This is a genomic window from Corallococcus sp. EGB (assembly GCF_019968905.1).
Classification (GTDB): Bacteria; Myxococcota; Myxococcia; order Myxococcales; family Myxococcaceae; genus Corallococcus.
Genome location: NZ_CP079946.1, coordinates 3,652,212 through 3,673,775, shown reverse-complemented (window position 1 = coordinate 3,673,775; position 21,564 = coordinate 3,652,212). Strand labels below are relative to the sequence as shown.

Below are 21,564 nucleotides of genomic sequence, written 5' to 3'. Positions count from 1 at the left end.
CGTCTTCCTACCCTTCCCGCGCGTCTCCGCACAGGGGGACGGGCGGTGACCACCGCGCTCGCGTCAACGAGCAAGGAGGAGACGTAGGCGTGAACGAACCAGCCCCTACCCTGCCCCGACTGTCGTTCGACTTTCCGGAGGGCGCCGACTTTAGCGCCGGCGTGAACCACGAGTGGCTGATGACCAACGGCCGAGGGGGCTACGCCTCCGGCACGGTGGTGGGCTGCAACACGCGCCGCTACCACGGGCTGTTCATCCCCACGCTGGAGAAGCTGGGCCGCACGGTGCTGATGGCGAGGTTGGAGGAGGCGGCGCTGGTTGACGGAGGGCGCTACCGGCTCACGTCCGAGGAGCACGCGGACGGCGGCACGATGGAGGACGGAGCCAGGCACCTGCGCCACTTCCACCTGGAGGGGCTGATCCCCGTCTGGGAGTACGCGGTGGGCCGTGCGCGCCTGCGACGGCGCTTCGTGATGGTGCACGGCGAAGACACGGTGTTCATCGAGTGGACGCACCTGTCCGGCCCGGAGGTGACGCTGAACCTGAGGCCGTTCCCGGTGCTGCGTCCGCACGACGGACCGCTGCTGAAGGCCGTGCCCGAGCCCATCGTCACGCTGCGCGGACCATTGCTGGAGCTGCGCAATGGCGAGGACGGTCCCCGTCAGAGGATGCTGCTGTATTCGGACAGGCCCACGCCGTACGTCAGCCTGGCGGAGACGTCCCAGCCACAGCACCTGCGGATAGAGAAGGCGCGCGGCTATGACTTCACGGAGGTACAGCACTCGCCGGGCTACTTCACGGCGACGCTGAAGCCGGGAGGGGCGCTCTACTTCGGGCTCACGACGGGACCCGCGGGCCACTTGATGGAGCGCAAGCCCTCGGAGGTCTTCGAGCGGGAGTTGCTGCGGCAGCAACGTCTGCTGGAGCAGGCGCCGGTGCATGGGCGCACGGGCGTCCCAGCACGTCTGGTCCTGGCGGCGGATCAATTCATCATCGAGCCGCCAAGGCCGGCGGACGCCGTGAGGGCACGGTCAATGGGCCTGGACGCGAGGAGCGTCATCGCGGGCTACCCCTGGTTCACGGACTGGGGCCGGGACACGATGATCAGCCTGGACGGACTGACGCTGGCCACGGGGCGCTACCGCGAGGCGGCGGCCATCCTGCGCACGTTCCAGCACAACGTGCGGGACGGGCTGATTCCGAACTACTTCCCGGACGGAGCGAACGAGGGCGTCTACCACACGGCGGACGCGACGCTCTGGTTCTTCCACGCGGTGGACCGCTACCTGGAGGAGACGGGAGACGAAGCGCTGCTGCGCGACCTGTTCCCGACGCTGCAAGACATCGTGGCGCACCACATGAAGGGCACGCGCTTCAACATCGGCGTGGATCCGGCGGACGGGCTCCTGCGGCAGGGGCAGGAGGGCTACCAGCTCACCTGGATGGACGCGAAGGTGGACGGCTGGGTGGTGACGCCCCGCCGGGGCAAGGCGGTGGAGATCAACGCGCTGTGGTTCAACGCCCTGCGGCTGATGGCCGGTTGGGCGGAGCGGCTGGGGCAGGACTCGGGGCCTTACCGGGCCTCGGCGGAGCAGGCGCAGGGCAGCTTCAACCAGCGCTTCTGGAACGAAGCGGGAGGATGCCTCTACGACATCGTGGACGGAGAGGACGGCCGCGAGGACGCGCACGTGCGGCCCAACCAGGTCTTCGCCATCTCGCTGAAGCACCCGGTGCTTCAGCGCGACAAGTGGGCGAAGGTGCTGGAGGTGGTGAAGCGCGAGTTGGTGACACCGGTGGGCCTGCGCAGCCTGGCGCCAGGGAGCAAGGACTACAAACCCAGGTACGACGGCGACCTGCGAGCCCGCGACGCGGCCTACCACCAGGGCACGGTGTGGGGCTGGCTCATGGGTCACTACGTGGACGCGACGTTGAAGGTGTCCCCGGACCTGAAGGCCGCGAGGGCCCTCCTGTCTGGAATGGAGGACCACCTGTCGCACGCGTGCATTGGACAGATTTCGGAGATCTTCGACGCCACGGAGCCCTACCGCCCGCGCGGTTGCTTCGCCCAGGCCTGGAGCGTGGCGGAGGCGCTGCGGTTGTTCAGCAAGACGAACGTGGGGTGATCAACTTCCGCACCCATCTGGCGGACTTCGCGTGGCCCAGGCTCGCGGCATCCCGAAAGTGCCGCAGGGCTCGCGCCGTGGACCTGGGCACGCCATCGCCGTTCGCGAACATCAAACCCAGGTTGAACGACGCACTGGCATTGCCCTGCTCCGCCGCCAGTCGAAACCAGGCAAAGGCACGCAAGGGGTCTGGAACCAGGCCCACGCCATTGGAATAGTTGTAGCCCAGGGCCAGCTGGGCTTCCGCGTAGCCACCCTTCGCGGACATTTCATAATACGCGTTGGCTCTCTTCAGGTTCTTGCGGACACCCTTCCCCAGCTCATACGCGAGGCCGACGTTGTAGGCCGGAATCGGGTGTCCCTGCCTTGCGTGCTTCCGGTAGAGCCGGACCGCCTCCTCCTGCTGGTGGGTCTCGGTTCCGTGGAACAGGAGATACGCCAGGTTGTCCTCGGCGATGGCGAATCCCAGGGCGATGGACCGGCGATACCAGGCTTCCGCGAGCCCTTTGTTCTTTCGGACCCCTCGTCCATTGTCATAGGCGAGGCCCAGATTGAACGCCGCGATGTCGTCCCCCAGGGCGGCTGCCTTTTCCGTCCACATCCGTGAGCGCTTCGGGTCGCGCCGGACGCCATCTCCGTAGAGGAAATGGAGTCCCACGTTCGTCATGGCCTCCATCTTCCCGAGTCGCGCCGCCGCGAGGTACGCCTCGTAGAGCGCCTTGCGGTCATCAGGCCGCGTCTCTTCGATCGTCCACGCCCTGTTCATGGCCGCGTCCGCCAGGGACACGACCGGACGCGCTCTCACTTTTTCCATTCCGCCCTACACGACGTGAACCAGACAGACCTGACCCTCGCGGTCATCCCCCTGTTGTCGTGACCGCGGGACCGCCAGTCGCGGAGGCCCGTGCGCGTGGGCAGCCCCCGTCGTTCAGCAAGAGGCCCAGGCGCGCGAAACGCCGCCCTGCGCTAGGGTGCGCCGCCATGGCGAATCCGCGGTACTGGCTGATCAAGAGCGAGCCCTCCGTCTACGCGTACGCGCAGCTGGAGAAGGACGGCAGGACGGAGTGGACGGGCGTGCGCAGCTTCGAGGCGCGCAACAACATCCGGGCCATGACGCCCGGGGACCTGTGCCTCTACTACCACTCCAATGAGGATAAGGCCGTCGTCGGCGTGGCGTGCGTCCTGTCGAATCCAGGCCCCGACCCCACCGCCCCCGGCGAGGACTGGGCCTCCGTGGACGTGGGGCCCGTCGTCGCCTTCACCACGCCGGTGACGCTCGCCACCATCAAGGCCACGCCCGCGCTCAAGGACTTCCCGCTGATCACCCGCAGCCGCCTCAGCGTGACGCCCACCCCCGTCGAACACTTCGAACTCGTCCTCAAGATGGGCAAGACCAAGCTGCCCAAGACCCCGTCGCCCAAGCCGAAGGCCAGACCCAGGGCCCGCCCATGAGCGCTGCCCGCGAAGTCCGCGCCGACTTCGATCGAGCCACCATCGTCATCTATCAGGCCTACTCGGACGCCATCGCCGACGTGGCCGTGAAGCAGCAGAAGTTCGGCCCGCCGTTCTCCGTGGGCCGGATGACGTGGATCAAACCCAGCTTCCTGTGGCTCATGCACCGCTCCAACTGGGGCAAGAAGAGCAGCCAGGAGCGCACGCTCGCGGTGCGCATCAAGCGCTCCGGCTGGGAAGAGGCCCTGGCCTCCGGCGTCCTCACCGGTTACGAGCCGAAGGCCCACGGCTCGCCGGACGCGTGGCGCAAGGCCTTCGACACCGCGCCCGTCCACATCCAGTGGGACCCGGAGCGCAGCTTGCGCGGCGCGGGCCTGCCCCACGACAGCATCCAGGTGGGCCTGAGCCGCGCCGTCATCCAGCGCTTCGTGGAGGACTGGACCGTCTCCATCACCGACCTCACCCCGCTGGTCCAGAAGCTGCGCAAGCTCATGGACGACGGCCGCGCGGACCAGGCCACGCGCCACCTGCCGAAGGAGTCCGCCTACCCGGTCCCTCCGGACCTCACCCGCCGCCTGGGAATGTGACGGCCCCAAGAGAGAAGCCCGCGCACTCGACGCGAGTTGTTATGTTCCTGCAATGGCGGACATCCCCTCCCTGGAGACCCTGCGGACGCAAATCGAACGCATCGACGAGGACATCCTCGATGCCCTCCAGCGGCGCATGGCCCTGGCGGACGACGTGGCGCGCGCCAAGCTGGTGACGGCCTGGCCCTTCCGGGACCCCCAACGCGAGGACCTGCTCCTGCGCAAGCTGCGCGGCCGGGCGGCGGAGCGCGGCCTGGATCCGCATGAGGTCGAGCGCCTCTACCGCGTCATCCTCGACATGTCCGTGGCCCGGCAGCAGGCCCTGGTCACCCGGCTGGACACCACGCCCCTGCGCGTGGGCTACCTGGGCGTCGAGGGCTCCTACAGCCACCTGGCCGCCCGTCAGCGCTACGGCCACCGGCCCGGCGGCGTGCTCCTCACCGGCTTCGACTCCGCCCGCCAGGCCGTGAAGGCCCTCAAGCAGGGCGAACAGGACCTGCTGCTCCTGCCCATCGAGAACACCACCGCCGGCAGCATGAATGAGACCTACGACGTGCTCGCCGCTGGCGACGCCGTCATCACCGGCGAGGTGGTGAGCCAGGTGGACCACCGGCTGCTGGGCGTGAAGGGCGCGAAGCTGGAGGACCTGCGCGAGGTGCTCTCCCATCCGCAGGCGCTGGCGCAGTGCGAGGACTTCCTGCACACGCACGTGCCCTGGGCCCGCGCCGTGCCGGGGCCGGACACCGCCATCGCCGCCCAGATGGTCGCGGACCGCAACGACCCGACCGTGGCCGCCATCGCCAGCGAGTCCGCGGCGGGCCGCTTCGGGCTGGTGGTGCTCGCCAGCAACCTGCAGCCCGCCGGCGCGGACTTCACGCGCTTCGTGGAGGTGACGCGCCAGCCCACGCCGCTCGCGCCCGAAGTCCCGTGCAAGACGTCGCTGCTCGTCGTCCTGGAGCACCGTCCGGGCGCGCTCGGCCAGGTGCTGCAGCGGCTCACGCAGCGCGGGGTGAACCTCTCCAAGCTGGAGTCGCGCCCCATCCCCGGAGCGCCGTGGAAGTACCGCTTCTATCTGGACGTCGAGGGCCACGCCGCTTCCGCCGCGGTGACCGCCGCGCTGGAAGACCTGCGCCCGCTCACGTCGTCGCTGCGCGTGCTGGGCACGTATCCGCGCGCGGAGCCCGTCGATGGCTGACGCCGTCCCCCGCCGCATCGCCTTCCAGGGTGAGCGCGGCGCGTTCGGCGACGAGGCCACGGGCGCCTTCTTCGGCGCCACCGTGACGCCCATCCCCTGCCCCACCTTCCGCGCCGTCTTCGAGGCCGTGGCCCGGGGCGCGGTGGACGGCGGCGTGGTGCCCATGGAGAGCGCGCTCGCGGGGCCCGTGGCGGAGGTGGTGGACCTGCTCCTGGAGTTCACCCCGCGCATCTCCGGCGAGCTGCGCCTGCGCGTGCGCCACTGTCTGCTCGCGCCGCCGGGCCGCGCGCTGGAGGACCTCACGCGCGCGCTATCGCATCCGCAGGCGCTGGCGCAGTGCGGAGGCTGGCTGCGAAAGCACCACATGGAGCCCGTCCCGGAGGCCAACACCGCCGTGGCGGCGCGGCGCGTGGCGCGAGAAGCCCTGGACGGCACGGCGGCCATCGCCAGCCGGACCGCGGCGGAGCTCTACGGCCTCAGCGTGCTCGCGGAGGACATCGCGGACTCGCCGGACAACGCCACCCGCTTCCTCGCAGTGGGCCCCGCCGTGCCGCCGAACCTGGGCTCCCGGTGGAAGACGTCCGTGGTGCTCACGCTCGACAACGGCCCCGGGGCGCTCGCGGGCGTGCTCACGGCCTTCGCCGCGCACGGGGTGAACGTCGCGCGGCTGGAGTCCCGGCCCGGCGGCGTCCGCGCCTGGGACTACCGCTGGTGCCTGGACGTGGACGGCGCGGTGGACTCCGCGCCGGTGAAGGCGGCCCTGGACGAAGCCCGGAGCGCCTGTACGTCGCTCCGGGTCCTGGGCAGCTACGCGCTCAGCGACTGACGGCCTTGGCCGGCGCGGCGGCCTGCGTCCCGTCGCCGTTGCGCACGGCCTCCGTGTACGCGGTGCGGACGATCTGCGTGTAACGCTGGAGCGCGCCCAGCTGCTCCAGGCGCAGCGCCTGCGGCCCGTCGCACAGGGCCTTCTCCGGCGTCGGGTGGAAGTCCACCAGCACCATGGACGCGCCCGCGATGAGCCCCTGGCCAATCGCGTGGAAGATGTCCGGCAGCCCGTCCGGCGGGGCCTCCGCGCGGCCAATGGCGTGCGAGGGGTCCACGCACACCGGCATGCGCGTGAGGCGGCGCACCACCGGCACGTGCGCGAAGTCCACCATGTTGCGGTGCGGGTCGCCCAGGTGCGTCTTCACGCCGCGCAGGCAGAAGACGATCTTCGGGTTGCCCTCGCTCGCCACGTACTCGCACGCGTTGAGGGACTCCTCCAGCGTGATGCCCATGCCGCGCTTGAAGAGCACCGGGAAGGTGCGCTGCTGGCCAATCACCTTGAGCAGCTCGAAGTTCTGCGCGTTGCGCGTGCCCACCTGGAGCATCACGCCCGTGGGGCTGCCCGACTTCTTCAGCGCGTCGTTGATCTCATCGATGTGGCGCGGGTGCGTCACCTCCATCGCGATGACCTTGATGCCGTGCTTGCCCGCGGACTCGAAGACGTAGGGCAGGCACTTCGCGCCCAGGCCCTGGAACTCATACGGGTTGGTGCGCGGCTTGTACGCGCCCATGCGCGTGGTGGTGATGCCGCAGCGGGCGAGCGCCGCCATCATCGCGTCCACGCTCTCCGGCGAGTCCACCGCGCACAGGCCCGCGAACAGGTTCACCGAGTTGTCGTCGAAGGTGACGCCGTTGTACTCGAAGCCCGCCGTGGTGCGCTGTCCGCCGTGCCGGCCGATGATGCGGTACTTCTGCGAGACGCGGACCACCTGACGCACGCCGGGCAGCTGCTGGAACGGCTCCAGCGGCACCTGCGCGGTGGAGCCGAGCAGGTACAGCTCCGTGATGGTGGACTCGGCGCCCTGGACCACGTGGGCACGCGGGGTGACGCCCTCGTATTGCGAAGCGAGTTGGAGGACGGCGTTCACGACGGATTCGGGGGAATCCGGCTCGAGCATCACGATCATGCGAAGGGTTCTCCTGCTGAGGGGGGCCAGCTTCGGCATTCAACACCGGCGCCCCGCCCTTTCCCTCCGCATTCGTATGGAAAATGACGCGGGCCGCCTCAGGAGGAGGCGGGGCGCAGCCGGGTCGCCAGCTGGGTGTAGTGCTCCCGCTGGGTAGGGTCGCCCAGGTGCTCCCAGACGTCCGCCAGGGCCTTGGCGGCCTCCACGTAGGCGGGCGACAGTTCCAGCGCCAGTTCGAAGACCTGACGGGCCAGCCGGTAGCGGGCCTTGTCCGGCCGCCGGCCCTGGGTCAACAGCGCGTTACCCAGGTGGTAGACCTCGATGGCGGAGGCCTCCCGGTAGCCGGGGGTGGGGTTGAGCTGAACCGCCCGGTTCATCAGGAGGGAGGCGGCCTCCGGCTCGCCCAGCTCCAGCTGGCAGAGGGCGGCCTCCCGGTGGGGGTCCGCGGCGTCGGGGTCCAGTTCGATGGCGCGTTGGAAGCCCTTCAGCGCCTCCTCGGTGCGCCCCAGCTGTTTGAGGGCGAAGGCCTTCGCGGTGAGCGCGGGGAAGTGGCGCGGATCCACGGCGAGAACCTGATCGAACGACTGGAGCGCGGCCTCGTGGTTGCCAGCCATGGACCGGTGGACGCCCTCGTTGAACGCCGCCAACAGCAACGACCTGGACATCGTCTGTTCCCCATCGGGCAAGGGTTCGCTTCCGGGCCGCGCATCCCCACGCGGCCCGAAAGCGCAAGCGTGTCACCGGGGGCCCACGCCTCGCAAAGGCGGGCCCCCTTCCCGGCTGATGGGACCCATCGCGTTCCGCTGATGACGCGGGCCGCGCGCCACCCGACGCCCGTCTCCTCCGTCCGGAATTCGCCACTGTCCCCAGCGACCCCTCCTGGGCTAGGTCGCCAGGAATCCAGGGCGGACTTCCCCCCGAGGCCATCATGCTGGTGTTCGAGATCGTCATCGCGCTGCTGCTGGGCGGCGCGGGGCTGGCGGCGCTGTCCCGGCGGATGGGTACGCCCTACCCCGCGCTGGTGGCGCTCGCCGGGGCGGTGCTGGCGCTCGTGCCGGGCAGCCCGGAGCTGGTGTTGGATCCGGAGCTGGCGCTCACCTTGTTCGTCGCGCCGGTGCTGCTGGACGCGGCGTTCGACGCGTCCCCGCGCGATCTGCGCGCGAACTGGCGGCCGGTGGCGGGCCTGGCGGTGGGGGCGGTGGTGCTCACGGTCATCGCCGTCGCGGTGGCGGTGAAGTGGAGGGTGCCGGCGATGCCCTGGGCCGCGGCCATCGCGCTGGGCGCCATCGTCGCTCCCCCAGACGCGGCGGCGGCCACGGCGGTGCTCAAGGCGCTGAGGCCTCCGCACCGGCTGCTGGTCATCCTGGAAGGGGAGAGCCTGTTCAACGACGCGAGCGCCCTGCTCATCTACCGGCTCGCGCTGGGCGCCATGGCCGCGGGCGGCGTGCTGGGCTGGAGCGCGGTGCCCACGCTGCTCGTCGTCACGGCGGGCAGCGCGCTGTTGGGGGTGGTGCTGTCGCGGGTGAGCCTGCGCATCAACGCCGGCGTGGAGGACGTGTCCACGGCGGTCATCACCCAGTTCGGCAGCACGTTCGCGGTGTGGATCCTCGCGGAGCGGCTCCACCTGTCCGGCATCCTGACGACGGTGGTCTACGCGATGACCATCTCCCGGCAGGCCTCCATCGTGACGCCCGCGCGGATCCGCATCCCGTCCTACGCGGTGTGGGAGGTGGCGACGTTCGTGTTGAACGTGCTGGCCTTCGTGCTCGTGGGCTTCCAGCTGAAGACCATCGTCGCGCGCTTCGACCGGGAGCTGTGGCTGGAGTACGGCGCCATCGCCGCGGTGGTGACGGGCGCGGCCATCCTCGCGCGCTTCGCCTGGGTGATGGGGGCGGGGGCGTTCAACCGCTGGGTCCACCGCAAGTCGAAGTCCAGCCCCGTCACGCTCTCACCGGGCGCGTCCATGCTGGTGGGCTGGTGCGGGATGCGGGGCATCGTGACGCTCGCGGCGGCGCTGGCGCTGCCCACGGGACACGAGGGGACCGGCGCCTTCCCCTACCGGGACCTCATCCTCTTCACGTCCTTCTCCGTGGTGCTGGGGACGCTCGTGGTGCAGGGGATGACGCTCCGGCCCCTGATGTCGCGGCTGAAGCTGGACGACGACAACGAGGTGGACCACGAGGTGCGGCTCGCCCGGGTGGAGACGCTGCGCGCGGGGCTGGAGGCCACCCAGGAGTTCCAGGGCACGGAGATATCCGTCCTGGTCCGGCGCCGCTACGAGTTGCAGCTGCGGCGCGCGCGACAGCGCCTGGACGAGCATGCCCTCACGGCCACGGGCGGCCCCAGCTCCCCCTGGGGGCCCCCCACGGAGGACGCGCGGACGGTGCGCACCGCGATGGCCGCGAGCCGGCGGAAGCTGGCGGAGCTCCGGGCGAACGGCACCATCGGAGACGCGGCATTCCAGCAGGTGGAGCAGGAGCTGGACTGGTCGGAGCTCGACCTGCAACAGATCCTGCGAGCGGAGGCCGCGGACTAGCGTCCGGTGCCACCGGCGGCCGCGGGCACGCCCACGGTCACCACCTGCGTCGCGGACGCGCTCACGCCCTTGCCGTCCGTCGCGGTGAGGGTGACGGTGTAGCGGCCAGGCGATTGGAAGGAGTGGGTGGAGTAGCCCACCTCGGCCTGGGTGCCGTCCCCGAAGTTCCATTGGAAGCGTTGGATCCACCCGCCGGGCTCCGCCGTCCGGGTGAGCGTGCCGTCCAGGAAGACGTCGAAGGGCGCCTGGGCGCCGGAGAACGGGCCTCCGGAGATGATGGGGATGGGCCCGGTGGAGGGCCCGCCTCCACCCTCACGCGTGAGCCTGCGCACCGTGGAGGCCCCCTGCTCCACCACCAGCACGGTGCCATCCGGCAGCCGGGCGATGCCGGTGGGCAGGCTGAACGTGGCCTTGTCCGCGGCGCCATCGTTCGCACCGTGCGCGCCGGTGCCCGCGAACGTGCGCGCCCGGCCGTCCGCCACCGCGCGGATGCGCTCGTTGCCGGTGTCCGTCAGGAGCAGCTGGCCGTTGTCCCACGCCGCGCCCAGCAGCGGCATGAAGCGCGCCGCGCTGCCCACGCCGTCCGCGAAGCCCCCCGCGCCGTTGCCCACGGGCGTGGAGGTGGTGAAGGCGCCGTCGAGCGCCACGCGGCGCACGGCCCGGTTGCCGGTGTCCACCACCCAGAGCGCGCCGCCCCCCACGGCGAGGCCCGTGGGACGCTTGAAGCGCGCCTGGGCTCCGGCGCCGTCGGTGCTGCCCACGCCCCGCTTCCCGACGACGGTGGTGAGCCGCCCGTCCGGCGTCACCCGGCCCAGCCGGTGGTTGAAGGTGTCCACGACATAGAGGTCGTTCCCGGAGAAGGCCAGCGCGCTGGGCGTGGAGAAGCGCGCGGCGGTCCCCACGCCCTCCGCGTTGCCGGAGCGCCCCTCGCGGGAGCCGGCGAAGGTGCTCACCGTCCAGCGGCCGTCCCGCGCGATGCGCACGATGCGGTGGTTGCCGGTGTCCGCCACGTACAGGCTCGAGTCCGGCCCCACCGCGACAGCCTGCGGGGAGCGCAGCGCGGCGCTCGCGCCCGGGCCCTCGCCCACGCCCGCGACGCCGGTGCCCGCGAGGGTGGACACCGTCCTCGCCGCGTCGTTGGCGATCATCCGCACCACGTGGTTCCCGGTGTCGGCGACGAACACATTCCCCGAGGCGTCCACGGCCAGGCCCACGGGCCGGCGGAAGCGCGCCAGGGAGGCGGGCCCGTCCACCCGCCCCTCCTGGAAGGGCGCGCCCGCGAACAGCGCCACGCCCGCCGCCTGCCCGGTGCGGTCCACGGGCCGGCTCTTCTCCGAGCCAAACGTGTCCCCCGGGCCCGCGGGCGCGAGGCCCGCGCGCTGGAAGAGGTTGCTGGTGATGCGCTGCACCCGGGCATCCGCGTAGCCGGGAGCCGACAGGGCGCGCGACCACGCGATGCCGCCGACGGCGAAGACGAACGCGCCCGATGGCGCGGTGTACAGCCCCGCGTCGTGCCAGTTGCCCACGCCCAGGTTGCTGATGACCGGCGAGTGCCCCAGCGGCGTGAAGCCCGCGGGCGTGCGGCCATTGGTGAAGGCCCGGTCCATCTCGTAGCCCACGACGAACGGCAGCGTGTCGCCGTTGGCCAGGCCGGTCCCCTCGAAGGGCCAGGCTTCCGCGTGGGTCACCACGAACGGCTGCTCCACCACTCCCCACGAGTCCGACATCACGCCGAACAGGCCGTTCTCCGGCTCGTTGATCGGCGCGTCGCGCCAGCGCACGGTGGTGACGTTGGAGCCCGCGCGCGGGTCCTCCTTCATCGACCATTCCTTGTAACAGACCTGCCGGCGGTACGGGACGCCCGTGGCCGAGGGCTCCAGGCGGATGAGCCAGAAGCTGGTGTCGCCCGCGAGCGCCGCCAGGTTCACTCCGGAGGCCAGCGCGGCCTCCACCGCCGCGCGCGCGGGCCGGGACCAGTACTCGTCGTGTCCCACGGCGATGAACAGCTTCTGACCCCGGGCGAGCGACGGGTCTCGGTCCAGGTCCACGTTCGTCACGTAGGACAGCTCATAGCCTCGGGACTCGGCCCACTGGACGAACGAGTGCACGTAGTAGAAGTACTCGCCCGCCCCTCCTCCATCCGCGAACGGCCGGTCGAAGGAGACGATCTTCGCGTGGCCTCCGGTGAGGCCCAGCGCGTCCTCGTAGAGACTCTCACCGCCCCAGGTGTTGTAGGCCTGGAAGGTGGTGAACGGGATCTGCACCAGGGCCACGCCCTTGCGCTCGTCCGCGCGCAGCACGAAGAGGACGTAGGACTGGAGCCCGTCCTCGCGGATGAGCTTGAGCAGGTAGACGCCGCTGGGCCACGTCGCCTGGGTCTGGAGGGTGAAGGACGTGGGCCAGCGGCACTCCACCAGCCCCGTCGCGGGGTCCGGTACCGGATCCGCCTGGGGCCCGACGTTCACCGGGCCGCCGGTGGCCATCTTCCGGGACCCCAGGCCGTCGTAGTAGCCCATCCGGTACAGCTCCCACCGCACGGTGTGGTTGCCGTCGGTCCGCGCGTGGATGTCGATGGACGCCCCGTGTTGGACGCTGGTCGCGCCCGCGTAGCCTTCCAGCTGCCGGGACACCGCGGCGCGGGTGAGCCTCCACTCCGCGCTGCCCGGCTCGGCGTTCTCCCGGGCCACCAGCCCGGGCTCGCCGACCGTGGACACAAGCACCGCGACCACGACGGACATCCACATGCGCATCCCCCCGGGAGCCGTTTGGCGTGACGCGGCCCCTGTCGTCCCTCCCAACGCTCGCGGGCTCCGCTCCTTGGCCGCATGTTCGACCGGAGGGGCTCGAGCGCCGCGAGCGTCCGGAATGCGGCGGACGTCAGGTCACCCCACGCCCTGTCCCTGGCGCGCGTCCTCCTCCATGGCCGCGGGGAACCCGGTGGTGAAGTCCGGGTAGCGAGGCGTCCAGCCCAGGGCCTCCAGCTTCGCGGCGCGGATGGCGCGGTCGCCGCGCAGGGACTCATGGAGGGACGCGAAGGGCACGCGCGGCGGCATGGGGAGCCCCAGCCGCTCACACAGCCACGAGGCCGTCTCCTCCTGCGTCGCGGGCCGGCGGTCGGCCACGCAATACACCTCACCCGGGGCCCCGCGCTCGAGCACCACTCGCACCGCGCCCACCAGGTCATCCACGTGGATGCGCGAGAGCCGTCCCCCACCCGAGTCCGGGATGCGCAGCGTGCCCGCCTTCAGGCGGCCGGACGTGCCACGCCCCGGGCCGTAGATGCCCGCGATGCGCATCACGCTCGCGCCCAGGGGGAGGAAGCGGTCCTCCGCGTCCAGTCGCGCACGGGAGACGGCGGAGGTCCGATCAACGGGCGTCGCTTCATCCACGAGCCCGCGCGCGGAGCCATAGACGCCCGTGGAGGACAGGTAGACGAACCGCGAGGGACGAGCGCGCGACAGGGCCTCCGCCAACCGCGCATCCAGCCCGGCCTCCGGAGGAACGGAGTCCACGACGTGCGCGCCCTCCGCGCGTGCCAGGGCGTCCTCCATCGTCAGCACCCGGACGCCCGCGCCCTCCAGCACCGAGCGGCGGGAAGCGTCCCGGGTCGTGGCCAGGACCTCCCGGCCCGCACGGGCCTCCGCCACCGCCAGCCGCGTGAGCGTGTAACCACAGCCAAGGAGGAGGAGCGGAGCCGTCATGTCCGCCGCGATACCGGGCAACGCCCGCGGCGCGCAAGGCCCGGCCCGAAAAGCGAGCGGCCCTCCTCCCGTCATCCGGAAGAAGGGCCGTCACCTCACGGCTTCAAACGCGTGTCAGGCGCGTGACTCAGAACTCCGCGCTCGCGCGAGGGTCGATGATGCCGCACTCCTTGATCTTGTAGAGCAGCGCCTTGTAGCTGATGCGCAGCTTGCCGGCCGCGCGGCGCTTGTTCCACGCGGTGCGCTGGAGCATCGCGAGGATGGCCTCGCGCTCCGCGAGCATCGCCGCCCGCTTGCCGATGTCCTTGAGCGACAGCTCCCCGGCCGGAGGCGGCGGGGGCGGAGGCTGCGGCGCATCGAACGGGTTCGCGTAGCGCTGCGGCGCCACGGCGTTGAACGGCGAGGCCTCCACCACCGGAGCGGGCGTCAGCGACGCGCCGCGCGCGGGCATCTCCAACACCTGAACACCCCCGGGGCCCGTCACCGGGGACACGGCCGGCGGGGCCGCGAAGACGCGGGCCGCCTCGTCCACGTGGCGCGCCGGAGGCTGCATGAAGTCATCGCCACCGCCGAACGACGTGGGCAGCGACGGGGCGCTCGCCGGAGCCCGGCCACCGGCGTGGATTTCATCCAGCACCAGCGTCGGGTCCTTCAGCACGCACAGGCGGCGGACCATGTTCTCCAGCTCGCGCACGTTGCCCGGCCACTCGTAGTCGCTGAACGCGTGGAGCACCTCCGACGGCAGCTCCGACACGTTCGTCATGAAGCCCCGGCCGTACTTCTTCAGGAAGTGGTCGGTCAGCGGCACCACGTCCTCGCGGCGCTCGCGCAGGGGCGGCAGGCGGATGGCCACCACGTTGAGGCGGTAGTAGAGGTCCTCGCGGAAGTTGCCGAGCGCGATCTCCTTCTCCAGGTCGCGGTTCGTCGCCACCACCACGCGGCTGTCCACGCGGACGCTCTTCTTGCCACCGACGCGGAAGAACTCCTCGTCCTGCAGCACCTGGAGCAGCTTCGCCTGGAGGCGGATGGCCATCTCGCCAATCTCGTCCAGGAAGATGGTGCCCTGATCCGCCAGCTCGAACTTGCCCGGCTTCTCCGCCGTGGCGCCCGTGAACGCGCCGCGCTCGTGGCCGAACAGCTCGCTCTCCAGGAGCTCACCCGGCAGCGCCGCGCAGTTCACCTTGATGAAGGGCCGGCCATGGCGCTGGCTGCGCGCGTGGATCTCCCGGGCAATGACCTCCTTGCCCGTTCCGGACTCACCCAGGAGCAGCACCGGCACGTCCGTGTCCGCGATGCGCTCCACCAGCGCGCGTGCGCGGCGCATGGCCGGCGACGTGGAGATGAGCACGCGGGCCTCCGCCGCGGCCTCCGCGGGCGTCATCACCACGCGAGGCGCCGGCGCGGTCGCCTGACGCTCCGGCACGCGGGTCCCCATGGCGCGCGCGAGCACGTCCTGCAGCTCGTCATTGCCAAAGGGCTTCGCCAGATAGTCGGAGGCGCCCATCTTCAGCGCCCGCACCGCGTCGTCCGCGCCCGACAGCGCGCTCAACACGATGACCGGGGCCGTGCCACCGGTGCTCCGGTAGCGGCGCAGCACCTCCAGGCCACTCATCTCCGGCATCACCACGTCCAGCAGGACCGCGTCGAACGAGCCGCCGGAGAGCATCTCCAGCGCCTGCGTCCCACTCGACGCACAGCGCACCTGGTACCCCGAGCTGCCCAGCAGCTCGGACAGGAACGTGCGAACCGACTCCTCGTCATCCACCACCAGCACCGCGATCCGATCCATCCCCTCGCCTCCACTCGCCCTGTGCATCAAACCCTCGTGAAATGAATCAAACCGACATCAGGCGGGCTGGACCGGCTACCCGCCGAAGCTCGCGTGTCCGCCTCAAGGTCCGCAGCGCCGTGCCCAGCAGCTGCGTGGGAGCCCCCACCGTGTCCGGGAAGCTCACCGCCCCCAGCTCCAGCGCCGTGCGCACCACGCGACCGTCCAGCTGGAACCGGGCGGCCTCGAAGCGGGCCTCCACCCGGGCCAGCACCTCCGGAACCGCCTCCGCGGGCGTGCCCGGCAGCAGCATGGCGAACTGGCTGTCGCCCACCCGCGCCACCGCGTCCGCCTCACGCACCGTCTGCCCCAGCACCACCGCGCTGTAGACGAGCAGGCGCTCCGCCATGCCCTTGCCGTGCTCCTTGCGAAGCGCGCTCCACCCCGACACCTCCGCCGCCACCACCGAGAACGTCCCGCCGTAGCGCTCCGTCCGCCGCGCCTCCAACCCGATGAGGGCCAGCAGGAACGGCCGGTTGTAGAGCCCCGTCACCGGATCATGCAGCGCGAGCGCCGTGCCGGCCTCCTCCCCGGCCGCCGCTCGCTCCACCGACTGCTTCAGCCGCATCTGCGCGTGCAGCTTCATGGACAGCTCCGCGCCATCCGCCGCGCGCGGCACCACGTCCACGCACTGCCCCTTCTCCACGCAGAAGCGCCATGCGTCCCGGTCGTGTGAATCCACCAGGTACATCATGGGCACCGTGCCGCGCCCCACCTGGCGCAGGCGCCGCGCCGTCTGCACCGCCGCGAAGTCCGGCGGGTGAGCGGCCAGGAGCACCGCGTCCGGGCGGATCACCTCGAACAGGGGCACGGCCGCATCGAAGCGCGTCAGGGGCACCACCCGAAAGCCGGCCTCTCCCAGGAGCGCCCGGGTGCGCTCCAGGTCCTCCGCGCGCGGCTCCACCAGCAGCACCGTCGGCGGCTGGCCCGACCTTCCCGCTCGCTTGCGCTTCACACCCACCGCCGTGCCCTCCCTTCCAGCATTTTCTGCCCGCCACCCTTCCCACCCGCCCAGATTTACAGCCCCGTCACTTTTGCGCCCCTCCTATCCCCCCGGATTTCTTAGCAAAGGGCACTTCATTGCCCATCCTGGCCCACGGTTTTAGCAATGGGTATGCCATTCATCACCTCACGGATCCGGGCCTCCAGGGCCTCCTCGTCGACCCTGTACTTGAAGACAGGGACCCCCTCGATGAGGACCACGGGGATGTCGTAACGCCAGGCTTCGAAGAGGTCCGGGCTCTGGAGGATGTCGGTGACGTAGAGCTCGAACGGCAGCCGGGACTGCACGGCTTCGACCACGGCGAGGGCCTTCTCACAGAGGGAGCACCGGGGTTTCGAGTAGATATCGACTCGCATGCGTTGCAGGATGGGCGCTCGATGCGCGGCGTGTGTGGTGATTTTTCGACGATGCCCCTCAAGGACCTGGTCGTCCACCTCGGGAATCGCCGGGCCACCGGCACCCTGAATGTGGAGCGGGGAGACGTGCGCAAGCAGCTGCTCTTGCGCGAAGGCAACGTCATCACCGCCAGCTCCAACCAGCCGCGCGAGTACTTCGGTCAGTTCCTGATCAACCAGGGCCACCTCACGGAGGACCAGCTGGAGCGCGCGTTCGCCACGCAGGCGGAGACGCACATCCTCCTGGGGAAGATCCTCACGATGACGGGCACGGTCTCCGAGGCCACGGTGCGCACGGTGCTCTCCCACAAGTTCCGGGAGATGCTGCTGGATGCCTTCACCTGGGAGGAGGGCGGCTTCGACTTCCGTCCCACGGACGTCGCCCCGGAGCTCGAGGGCCTGGACGTCAGCGTGGACCTGCTGGACGTGCACCGCGAGGGCGAGTTCCGCGAGACGGCGTGGCAGGCCATCCGCGCGGTGTTCCCCTCCGGCCGCGTGCGCCTGGAGGTGGACGAGCGCAAGCTGACGGACCGCAAGGCCGGCAGCATGGACGAGCGCATCGTGCAGCTCGCGAAGGAGGGCCTCAGCATCGACGGCATCGCGCTGGCGCTGCACGCCACCGACTTCTTCCTCTACCAGCGGCTGTACGCGCTCTATCGCCAGGACGCGCTGCGGGTCTCCGACGAGGCGCCCCTGCCCTCGCCCGAGCCCGGCGCGAACACCGTGGTGGTGGTGGAGGAGGACGAGGACGACCTGGACTCGGGCGGCGTCATCGGCTCCGAGTCCTCCTCCGACGAGGTGCTCCAGGCGGCCCAGCTGTTCCTGGACGCGGGCAACCTGCGCGACGGCGAGGCGCTGGCCCGGCGCGCGCATGAAATCGCGCCCACCGAGCACACCGCGACGCTCTTGCGCGACGCGGAGACGCGGCTGCTCACGGAGCTGCGCAAGGCGCTGATGGAGCCGTCGCGGGTGCCCGCGCTGATGGTGACGCCCGCGCACCTGAAGACGCTGCCGCTCACGTCGCCGGAGCGCTACCTGCTGTCGCGCATCGACGGGCGGCGGGACGTGGCGGCCATCGTGCACGTGTCGCCGCTGCAGGAGCTGGAGGCCCTGAAGTTCTTCCAGGGCTTCGTGGACACGGGGCTGGTGAAGCTCACCGCGCGCCCGTTGTCCTGAGCGCGGCCTCAGTGCTTGCCGGCGGCGCCCGCGGGGGCCGTCAGCTCGACCGGCGCGGGGATGCGCTCCAGCGCCAGGCGCAAGGCCTCGCGGCCCAGGTAGGAGCCGCGGATGCGCCACTTGGGGTCGTTCACGATGAGGGCGGCCACGGCCACGCGGGGGTTGTCCTTGGGCGCGAAGCCGACGAACCACGAGTAGTCGCGGAAGGGCTCGCGGTCCGCGAGCGTGCCCGTCTTGCCCACGGCGTCCTTCACCTGGAACCCGCGCTCGCGGAAGACGCCGCGCGCGGTGCCGTGGGTGACGGTCTCCTCCAGCATGCGGGTGAGCGCGTGCGCGGCGGTGGGCGTGAGCACGGGCTCCGGCTCCGGCGAGGGCATGAAGGGATCCGGCTCCACGAGCACGGGGTCCACCCACCGGCCGTTGTTGGCGGCGACGGCGGCCAGCAGCGCGCCGTGCAGCGGGGACAGGTACACGTCGCCAAAGCCCGCGCCGGTGTTCGCGAGCGCGAAGCCGTCCTCCGGGATGTACGCGAGCGACACGTCCAGCGGCTGGGCGAAGGGGATCTCGCGGTTGAAGCGCAGGCGCGCCGCCATGCGCTTGAGCGCGTCCGCGGACAGGTGCTTGCTGGTCATCTTGGCGAAGATGACGTTGGCGCTCTTGCCCATGGCCAGCGCCAGGGAATAGCAGGCGCCGTCGCGCTCGGTGTCCTCCAGCTGGCGCTCGTTGAGGCGGCGCTTGCCGCCGTGGAAGCAGGCCTCGGTCTCGGGAGACACGCCGGCCTCCAGGAGCGCGCTGCCGGTGACGATCTTGAAGATGCTGGCGGCCGGGTACACCGCGCGGATGGGCAACCCGCGCAGCTCCGGCTTCGCCTCGGAGTGCTCCGCCAGCGCGAGCACGCGGCCGGTGGAGGGCTCCAGGACCACCGCGGCGCCGTAGGGCACCTGGTAGTTCTCCATGATCTTGGTGAGCGACGCCTGGAGGCCTGGGTCGATGGTGAGCACCTGATCCGGCGCGCTCTTGCCGCCCTTCACCACCAGCTTGTTGCCCTCCAGCTTCGCGCGGGCCACCAGGTCCTGCGCGCGGGGAAGCCCCTGGAGCTTCGAGAACGGCGGCGCCTTCTCACGCGAGGGCACCGGCATCGGAGGCACCATGCCGGGCTCCAGCGCGGACGCATCCTTCGCGGCCAGCGCCTCCGCCAGCGCGCGCGCATCCACCGGGCGCGTGTCCGTGCCCTGCACGGTGGAGGTCGCCGTGGCGGCCTCGGCCTGGGCCTGCGCGACCGCAGCGCCGCTCGTGGACGGAGCCGCGGCCGGGGCTTGCGCCGCGGTCGCACCGTTCGCGGAGGGAGCAGCACCTGGAGCCTGCGAGGCGGCCGCACCGCTCACGGACGGCTCAACGGCCGGCGCCTGCGCGATGCTCGCGGCGGCCCCGGCATCCGACGCGCCCGCCCGAGCACGATGTTCGGCCTCCACCTTCTCCACCAGCGCGCGGGCGCCCACCGGACCCGCGTCCGTTGCCAGCGCGTCCGCCGTCCGCGCGAGCGCCTGGGCATCCGACGGGGCAGCGGGTGACGGCGCGGGATTCGCGTCCGGCCCGGGCGCGGAGGCGCCCAGGAGCAGCGTGAGGGGGAACAGCGGCAGGGCGGCGAGGAGACGGTGCTTCATCATGCTTCAGGGCTCTCCTTGGGGGGCAGGGAGCAGGCCGCTGGATCCTAGTCACTGAGAGCGCGCTGTCCACGGCTTGCCTCCCTGTCTGCCGCCTTCGTCCGCGAGAAACCTGGGAAGGTGCTCGGAGGTCCAGTAGGGTCCTGTGCACCTTGGACGGACTCAAAGAGACATTGGTGATCTGGGAAGCCGAGCTGCGCCGGGCCCTGAAGAGTGGCCGGGCCATCGTGCTGCTCGGGCTCTACAGCATGTTCTCCGCGCTGGTGCTGCTCATCGTGGGCTTCGTTACCCGCGAGCTGCAATCCCAGGTGAACGCGAAGCTCGCCGAATCCGGCGCCGACGCGGAGGTCGCCACGCGCGCCGCGGAGGAGATGCACCGCGGGGTGCTCGGCTTCCTCGCCAGCAACGACCCCGCGATGATGGAGGCCCTGGCGAAGGTGCCCATCGTGGTGCTCGTCGTCTTCAAGATCACCCTCTTCTTCCTGCCCGCCTACATCGCGCTGATGGGCTTCGACCAGGTGAGCGGAGAAGTGGGACCGCGCTCCATGCGCTACCTCACCGTGCGCGCGCGCCGCTCGTCGGTGCTGCTGGGCAAGTTCCTCTCCCAGGCGACCCTGCTGGTGGGGCTGGTGCTGGTCATCGACCTGGCCATCTTCATCTACGCGCGCATCATCAACGCGGACTTCGCCTTCGCGGATCTGGTGCTCAACCTCCTGAAGTTCTGGTGCGCCACCATCGTCTTCTCGCTGGCGTACATCTCGCTCACCACGCTGTGCTCCAGCCTCTTCCGCACCCCCGCGGTGAGCCTCGTCTTCAACTTCAGCCTGCTCTTCGTCTTCTGGCTGATGGACTCCGTGGGACGCGCCGTGAGCGACGAGAGCCCGGTGCGCTTCCTGCGCTACCTGTCCCCGTCGTACTACTCGGTCAACCTGCTGCACCCGAGGCTCGCCGAGTTCGCCATCAGCGGCGCGGCCTACGCCGCCTTCGCGGCCGCCTTCCTCTTCGGCGCCTACGGCGTCCTGCGCACGAGGGACCTGTGAGCGACCTGGCCATCCAGCTGAACAACGTCTCCAAGACCTTCGGCCCCAAGGTCGCCGTCAACGCGGTGAGCTTCCAGGTCCAGAAGGGGGACGTGTTCGGCCTCATCGGCCCCAACGGCGCCGGCAAGACGACCACCTTCTCCATGATGTGCGGCTACCTCTACCCGTCCCAGGGCTCGCTCCAGGTGATGGGCGTGTCGCCCACCACGCCCGGCGCCCTCAAGGGCCGCGTGGGCGCCCTGCCCCAGGACGCGGTGCTGCCCCCGGGCTGGGAGGTGGGCGCGCTGCTCACGTACTGGGCCCGCCTGTCGGACCTCCCCCAGCCGGAGCACGAGGCCCGCGGCGCCCTGGAGAAGGTGGGCCTGATGGAGGCCTGGAAGGTCCAGACACAGGCGCTCAGCCACGGCATGGCCAAGCGCGCCGCCATGGCCCAGGCCCTGATGGGCCGCCCCCCCCTCGTGCTCCTGGATGAGCCCACCGCCGGCCTGGATCCGCGCATCGCCGCGCAGGTGCGCCAGGTCATCAAGGACATGAAGGGCACGCAGACGGTGGTCGTCTCCAGCCACAACCTCCAGGAGCTGGAGGAGCTGTGCGACGCCGCCGCCATCCTCGACAAGGGCTCGCTCGCGCAGGCCGGCACCATGTCCGAGCTCACCGGCCAGGGCGCCGAGTTCCGCGTCCAGATCGCCCGGGGCGACGTCATCATCCCCGAAATCACGTCCCTGCCCGGCGTCACCGACGCGCGCATGGAGGGCACGGACGTGCTGCGCGTGCGCTTCGACGGCCAGGCCCACAAGGCCGAGGAGGTCATCAGCCGCACCGTCGGCCACCTCCTCCAGCACCAGGTGCTCATCCTCGGGGTCAGCCGCGGCCGCCGCCTGGAGGACCGCGTCCTCCAGCTGCTGTAGGCCT

The 21,564-nt window shown here is 71.0% G+C and carries 18 protein-coding genes; 9 read left to right on the top strand and 9 right to left on the bottom strand.

Features of this window, described 5'->3' with window-relative positions; all coding sequences use genetic code 11:
* Nucleotides 1-179: 179 nt before the first annotated feature.
* Nucleotides 180-2,123, top strand: a complete 1,944-nt coding sequence (locus tag KYK13_RS15390) for an amylo-alpha-1,6-glucosidase (protein WP_223645191.1) — start codon at nucleotides 180-182, stop codon at nucleotides 2,121-2,123.
* Here the strand turns inward: KYK13_RS15390 and KYK13_RS15385 are convergent.
* On the bottom strand, nucleotides 2,101-2,910 hold the full coding sequence (locus tag KYK13_RS15385) for a tetratricopeptide repeat protein (RefSeq protein WP_223645190.1): 810 nt from the start codon (nucleotides 2,908-2,910) through the stop codon (nucleotides 2,101-2,103). The two genes, KYK13_RS15390 and KYK13_RS15385, sit on opposite strands and share 23 nt — an antisense overlap.
* 194 nt (nucleotides 2,911-3,104) lie before the next feature.
* Here KYK13_RS15385 and KYK13_RS15380 point away from each other — a divergent pair, with 194 nt between their 5' ends.
* From KYK13_RS15380 to pheA (KYK13_RS15365), 4 genes are read left to right on the top strand one after another with little or no spacing between them, the layout of a single operon-like run.
* Nucleotides 3,105-3,575 carry an EVE domain-containing protein gene (locus KYK13_RS15380; RefSeq protein WP_223645189.1) on the top strand — a complete coding sequence of 157 codons (471 nt, stop codon included), beginning with the start codon at nucleotides 3,105-3,107 and terminating at the stop codon, nucleotides 3,573-3,575.
* Nucleotides 3,572-4,162: a DUF4291 domain-containing protein gene (locus KYK13_RS15375; RefSeq protein WP_223645188.1), complete on the top strand. Its 591-nt coding sequence runs from the start codon at nucleotides 3,572-3,574 to the stop codon at nucleotides 4,160-4,162. The genes KYK13_RS15380 and KYK13_RS15375 overlap by 4 nt, the downstream gene beginning before the upstream one ends.
* 52 nt (nucleotides 4,163-4,214) lie before the next feature.
* Nucleotides 4,215-5,357 (top strand): prephenate dehydratase, encoded by a 1,143-nt coding sequence (gene pheA / locus KYK13_RS15370; protein WP_223645187.1) that lies wholly within the window; start codon nucleotides 4,215-4,217, stop codon nucleotides 5,355-5,357.
* Complete coding sequence (gene pheA / locus KYK13_RS15365) at nucleotides 5,350-6,183, top strand: prephenate dehydratase (RefSeq protein WP_223645186.1); 834 nt, start codon at nucleotides 5,350-5,352, stop codon at nucleotides 6,181-6,183. Before pheA (KYK13_RS15370) ends, pheA (KYK13_RS15365) begins: the two co-directional genes overlap by 8 nt.
* Here pheA (KYK13_RS15365) and KYK13_RS15360 read toward each other — a convergent pair.
* Together KYK13_RS15360 and KYK13_RS15355 are read right to left on the bottom strand one after the other, a co-directional pair.
* Nucleotides 6,173-7,309, bottom strand: coding sequence for a 3-deoxy-7-phosphoheptulonate synthase (locus KYK13_RS15360; protein ID WP_223645185.1), 1,137 nt, complete (start codon nucleotides 7,307-7,309; stop codon nucleotides 6,173-6,175). The two genes, pheA (KYK13_RS15365) and KYK13_RS15360, sit on opposite strands and share 11 nt — an antisense overlap.
* A gap of 98 nt (nucleotides 7,310-7,407) precedes the next feature.
* The gene (locus KYK13_RS15355) at nucleotides 7,408-7,974 is read right to left on the bottom strand and encodes a tetratricopeptide repeat protein (RefSeq protein WP_223645184.1); all 567 of its coding nucleotides are present in this window, start codon (nucleotides 7,972-7,974) and stop codon (nucleotides 7,408-7,410) included.
* 263 nt (nucleotides 7,975-8,237) lie between these two features.
* Between KYK13_RS15355 and KYK13_RS15350 the strand changes: the two genes are divergently transcribed.
* Complete coding sequence (locus tag KYK13_RS15350; protein WP_223645183.1) at nucleotides 8,238-9,845, top strand: Na+/H+ antiporter; 1,608 nt, start codon at nucleotides 8,238-8,240, stop codon at nucleotides 9,843-9,845.
* Here the strand turns inward: KYK13_RS15350 and KYK13_RS15345 are convergent.
* The 5 genes from KYK13_RS15345 to KYK13_RS15325 form a co-directional block, all read right to left on the bottom strand.
* A complete protein-coding gene (locus KYK13_RS15345) occupies nucleotides 9,842-12,583 on the bottom strand; it encodes a N,N-dimethylformamidase beta subunit family domain-containing protein (protein ID WP_223645182.1) in 2,742 nt (913 codons plus the stop codon). The genes KYK13_RS15350 and KYK13_RS15345 overlap by 4 nt on opposite strands.
* Before the next feature lie 144 nt (nucleotides 12,584-12,727).
* Nucleotides 12,728-13,546: an NAD-dependent epimerase/dehydratase family protein gene (locus KYK13_RS15340; RefSeq protein WP_223645181.1), complete on the bottom strand. Its 819-nt coding sequence runs from the start codon at nucleotides 13,544-13,546 to the stop codon at nucleotides 12,728-12,730.
* A gap of 127 nt (nucleotides 13,547-13,673) precedes the next feature.
* The gene (locus tag KYK13_RS15335; RefSeq protein WP_223645180.1) at nucleotides 13,674-15,335 is read right to left on the bottom strand and encodes a sigma-54 dependent transcriptional regulator; all 1,662 of its coding nucleotides are present in this window, start codon (nucleotides 15,333-15,335) and stop codon (nucleotides 13,674-13,676) included.
* 46 nt (nucleotides 15,336-15,381) lie between these two features.
* Complete coding sequence (locus tag KYK13_RS15330; RefSeq protein WP_223645179.1) at nucleotides 15,382-16,335, bottom strand: diguanylate cyclase domain-containing protein; 954 nt, start codon at nucleotides 16,333-16,335, stop codon at nucleotides 15,382-15,384.
* Nucleotides 16,336-16,451: 116 nt separating this feature from the next.
* Nucleotides 16,452-16,733 (bottom strand): glutaredoxin family protein, encoded by a 282-nt coding sequence (locus tag KYK13_RS15325; protein WP_223645178.1) that lies wholly within the window; start codon nucleotides 16,731-16,733, stop codon nucleotides 16,452-16,454.
* Between the two features lie 21 nt (nucleotides 16,734-16,754).
* Between KYK13_RS15325 and KYK13_RS15320 the strand changes: the two genes are divergently transcribed.
* Nucleotides 16,755-17,948 (top strand): DUF4388 domain-containing protein, encoded by a 1,194-nt coding sequence (locus KYK13_RS15320; protein ID WP_223645177.1) that lies wholly within the window; start codon nucleotides 16,755-16,757, stop codon nucleotides 17,946-17,948.
* An 8-nt stretch (nucleotides 17,949-17,956) separates the two neighbouring features.
* Here the strand turns inward: KYK13_RS15320 and KYK13_RS15315 are convergent, their stop codons facing one another.
* Nucleotides 17,957-19,615, bottom strand: a complete 1,659-nt coding sequence (locus tag KYK13_RS15315) for a penicillin-binding transpeptidase domain-containing protein (RefSeq protein ID WP_223645176.1) — start codon at nucleotides 19,613-19,615, stop codon at nucleotides 17,957-17,959.
* 170 nt (nucleotides 19,616-19,785) lie between these two features.
* Here KYK13_RS15315 and KYK13_RS15310 point away from each other — a divergent pair, with 170 nt between their 5' ends.
* On the top strand, nucleotides 19,786-20,652 hold the full coding sequence (locus KYK13_RS15310; protein WP_223646629.1) for an ABC transporter permease: 867 nt from the start codon (nucleotides 19,786-19,788) through the stop codon (nucleotides 20,650-20,652).
* Nucleotides 20,649-21,560: an ABC transporter ATP-binding protein gene (locus KYK13_RS15305; RefSeq protein WP_223645175.1), complete on the top strand. Its 912-nt coding sequence runs from the start codon at nucleotides 20,649-20,651 to the stop codon at nucleotides 21,558-21,560. Before KYK13_RS15310 ends, KYK13_RS15305 begins: the two co-directional genes overlap by 4 nt.
* Nucleotides 21,561-21,564: the final 4 nt, after the last annotated feature.

What these genes read in the sequence shown, in the direction of transcription:
- KYK13_RS15390 (WP_223645191.1), top strand. Translation starts at nt 180, where the DNA reads ATGACCAACGGCCGAGGGGGCTACGCCTCCGGCACGGTGGTGGGCTGC.
- KYK13_RS15380 (WP_223645189.1), top strand. Translation starts at nt 3,105, where the DNA reads ATGGCGAATCCGCGGTACTGGCTGATCAAGAGCGAGCCCTCCGTCTAC.
- KYK13_RS15375 (WP_223645188.1), top strand. Translation starts at nt 3,572, where the DNA reads ATGAGCGCTGCCCGCGAAGTCCGCGCCGACTTCGATCGAGCCACCATC.
- pheA (WP_223645187.1), top strand. Translation starts at nt 4,215, where the DNA reads ATGGCGGACATCCCCTCCCTGGAGACCCTGCGGACGCAAATCGAACGC.
- pheA (WP_223645186.1), top strand. Translation starts at nt 5,350, where the DNA reads ATGGCTGACGCCGTCCCCCGCCGCATCGCCTTCCAGGGTGAGCGCGGC.
- KYK13_RS15360 (WP_223645185.1), bottom strand. Translation starts at nt 7,309, where the DNA reads ATGATCGTGATGCTCGAGCCGGATTCCCCCGAATCCGTCGTGAACGCC.
- KYK13_RS15355 (WP_223645184.1), bottom strand. Translation starts at nt 7,974, where the DNA reads ATGTCCAGGTCGTTGCTGTTGGCGGCGTTCAACGAGGGCGTCCACCGG.
- KYK13_RS15350 (WP_223645183.1), top strand. Translation starts at nt 8,238, where the DNA reads ATGCTGGTGTTCGAGATCGTCATCGCGCTGCTGCTGGGCGGCGCGGGG.
- KYK13_RS15345 (WP_223645182.1), bottom strand. Translation starts at nt 12,583, where the DNA reads ATGTCCGTCGTGGTCGCGGTGCTTGTGTCCACGGTCGGCGAGCCCGGG.
- KYK13_RS15340 (WP_223645181.1), bottom strand. Translation starts at nt 13,546, where the DNA reads ATGACGGCTCCGCTCCTCCTCCTTGGCTGTGGTTACACGCTCACGCGG.
- KYK13_RS15335 (WP_223645180.1), bottom strand. Translation starts at nt 15,335, where the DNA reads ATGGATCGGATCGCGGTGCTGGTGGTGGATGACGAGGAGTCGGTTCGC.
- KYK13_RS15325 (WP_223645178.1), bottom strand. Translation starts at nt 16,733, where the DNA reads ATGCGAGTCGATATCTACTCGAAACCCCGGTGCTCCCTCTGTGAGAAG.
- KYK13_RS15320 (WP_223645177.1), top strand. Translation starts at nt 16,755, where the DNA reads ATGCGCGGCGTGTGTGGTGATTTTTCGACGATGCCCCTCAAGGACCTG.
- KYK13_RS15315 (WP_223645176.1), bottom strand. Translation starts at nt 19,615, where the DNA reads ATGATGAAGCACCGTCTCCTCGCCGCCCTGCCGCTGTTCCCCCTCACG.